Here is a 2786-nt window from a genome sequence, read left to right on the forward strand (position 1 = left end):
GAACGCGGATGAGGCCTTCCTGATCGCGGTCAAACGGATGGGCAGCCTCGACGACCTGGCCCGTGAGTTTGCCCGGGAGCACTCCGAACGGCTGTGGAAGCAGCTGGTCCTGACCGCAAGCCCAGCCGCGGACGCGCGGTCGCGGCGGGACCTGAGGGTGATGGCCTTCTGCGCGGCGGGTGCCGCACTGTCCATCAAGGCGCCGGAGCTGTTCGGGGTGAATCTGGACAGCGGCGCGTCAGCCTCGTTCTACGGGCCGAACATCGGCCTGCTCGTGCTGCCCTGGCTCGCGGGTTTCCTCGCCTGGCGCCGGCAGGCCCGACGCTCACTGATCGGGATGCTGGCGGCGTTGTTCGCGCTCGGCGCCGTGGCGGCCAACGCCTACCCCCTGGCGGACAGGTCGCAGTCGCTGATCATCACCAGCATCCACCTGCCCATCGCCCTGTGGCTCGTGGTGGGCCTGGCCTACATGGCCGACGGCTGGGGGTCGTCCCGCCGACGCATGGATTTCATCCGCTTCACCGGTGAATGGTTCATCTACTTCGTCCTCATGGCTCTCGGCGGCGGTGTACTCACCGCATTCACGACCGGCGCGTTCAAGGCCATCGGGATCGTTCCGCAGGAGTTCATCGCGCAATGGCTCCTTCCATGCGGCGCGGCGGCCGGGGTCGTCGTGGCCGGATGGCTCGTCGAGGCCAAGCAAAGCGTCGTCGAGAACATCGCTCCGGTGCTCACCCGGCTGTTCACTCCGCTGTTCACAGCGGTCCTGCTCGCCTTCCTCATCGCCGTCGGCTGGACCAGCAACGGCATCGACGTCGAACGCCAAGCGCTGATCCTGTTCGACCTGCTCCTGGTCATCGTGCTGGGGTTGCTCCTCTACTCGATCTCAGCCCGCGACCCACTGGCCCCACCCGATCTGTTCGACAAACTGCAGCTCGCCCTCGTGGTAAGCGCGTTGGCCATCGACGTGCTGGTACTTCTGGCTGTCACCGGGCGCATCACCGAATACGGCACCACACCCAACAAGGCCGCGGCCCTCGGCGAGAACGTCATCCTGCTCGGCAACCTCGTCTGGTCAGCGTGGCTGTTGCTGGGGCTCGTGCGTCGACGCGTCCCGTTCACGACGCTCGAACGCTGGCAGACCGGCTACCTGCCCGTCTACGCCGCCTGGGCCTGGATCGCGACCCTCGTCTTCCCGCCGCTGTTCAGCTACGCCTGACCCGCCCGGCAGGTGGCGCCTGCCAGCTGGGCCGCCACCCACCGCCCAGCCCACGCCTGCGGTGGCTCCCTCCGCAGCCTCGTGACACGCGCACCCCAGCCCCGCCCTTTGATCCACATCCCTCCTGCCGGGCACTCTTAGAAGTACAGTTCTTAGAAGTACAGTTCTATTTCTCCGGCGAACGACGGTGACGGATGTGATCGAGAAGCCCGCGCATGTGTTCGACCGCGACTTCGAGTGGGGCCACCTGGTGCGCTTCGCGGCCCGGGTGGGCGGGCCCGCGCAGCTGGGGGTGGTCAGCGGGCGACGGCGGCAGGGCAAGACGTTCCTGCTGGAGGAGCTGGCCCGCCAGACCGGTGGGCTCTATTTCGGCGCCACCGAGGCGACCGGGACCGAGTCACGGGCGCTGTTCGCCGAGGCGCTCGCGGAGGCGACCCGGCTGCCGACGCCGCCGCGGTTCGCAACCTGGGACGAGGCCGTTCGGTACCTGTTCTCGGTTGGTGCGGCCCTTCCAGGCCCGGTGGTGATCGACGAGTTTCCCTACCTGAGCGCGGTGTCACCGGCGCTGCCGTCGATCCTGCAGCGAGAGCTCGACCGCGCCGCGTCGGCGGCGCAGCGGGGCGAGCCGGGACTGTCACTGTTGCTGTGCGGCTCGGCGCTGTCGGTGATGGGCCGACTGCTGGCCGGCAGCGCGCCGCTGCGCGGCCGGGCGAACCTGGAAGTCGTGGTCCACCCGTTCGACTACCCTTTGGCGGCTCAGTTCTGGGGCATCACGGATCCGCGGCTGGCGGTCGCGCAGCACGCCGTCGTCGGCGGCACCCCGGCCTACCGCAGGTTCGTCAACGACGACGTCCCCGCCGGTCCCGGCGACTTCGACGACTGGGTGTTGCGCACGGTCCTCAACCCGGGCAGCCCGCTGTTCCGGGAGGCCCGCTACCTGCTCGACGAGGAGGCCGGCGTCCGCGATTCGGCGATGTACCACTCGGTGCTCGCCGCTGTCGCCGGCGGTTCCAACACCCGCGGCGGCATCGCGAGCTACGTCGGCCGGAAGGCCACCGACATCTCCCACCACCTGAGCGTCCTGGAGGACTGTGGGCTGCTGCGCAGGGAGGAGGACCTGTTCCGCCAGGGCCGGGCGGTGTACCGGATCGCCGAGCCGTTGATCGTCTTCTACCAGGTCGTCATGAGGCCCCGCTGGGGGTTCCTGGAAAGTGGCCGGGCCGCCGCGGTCTGGCGTGACGCCCGCCCTCGCTTCTCCGCGCAGGTCCTCGGCCCCCATTTCGAGCAGCTCTGTCGTGACCACGCGGCCTTCGCCCCGCCCGACCTGTTCGGCGAGTTTCCCGGCGAGATCGGCGCCGGTGTGGTTTCCGACCCCGAGCGCAGGACCCAGATCCAGATCGACGTGGCCGTGCTGGCCCCACCGGTGCCCGGCGAGCCCCGCCGCATCCTGTCTCTCGGCGAGGCGAAATGGGGCGACATCATGGGCTCCCGCCACGTCGACCGGCTCCGCCGCGCTCGCGACCTGCTCGCCGCCCGCGGCTACGACACCCGTGACACCACTCTGACC

At 69.5% G+C, this 2786-nt stretch carries 2 protein-coding genes; both read left to right on the plus strand.

What is annotated here, in order from left to right; all coding sequences use genetic code 11:
• On the plus strand, positions 1-1219 hold a 1219-nt coding region (locus MJ783_RS23190; protein ID WP_239314004.1), incomplete at its 5' end, for a hypothetical protein.
• Between the two features lie 187 nt (positions 1220-1406).
• On the plus strand, positions 1407-2786 hold a 1380-nt coding region (locus tag MJ783_RS23195; RefSeq protein WP_239314006.1), incomplete at its 3' end, for an ATP-binding protein.

Origin of the sequence: Protofrankia sp. Cj3, assembly GCF_917627355.1 — a bacterium.
Taxonomy (GTDB): Bacteria; Actinomycetota; Actinomycetes; order Frankiales; family Frankiaceae; genus Protofrankia.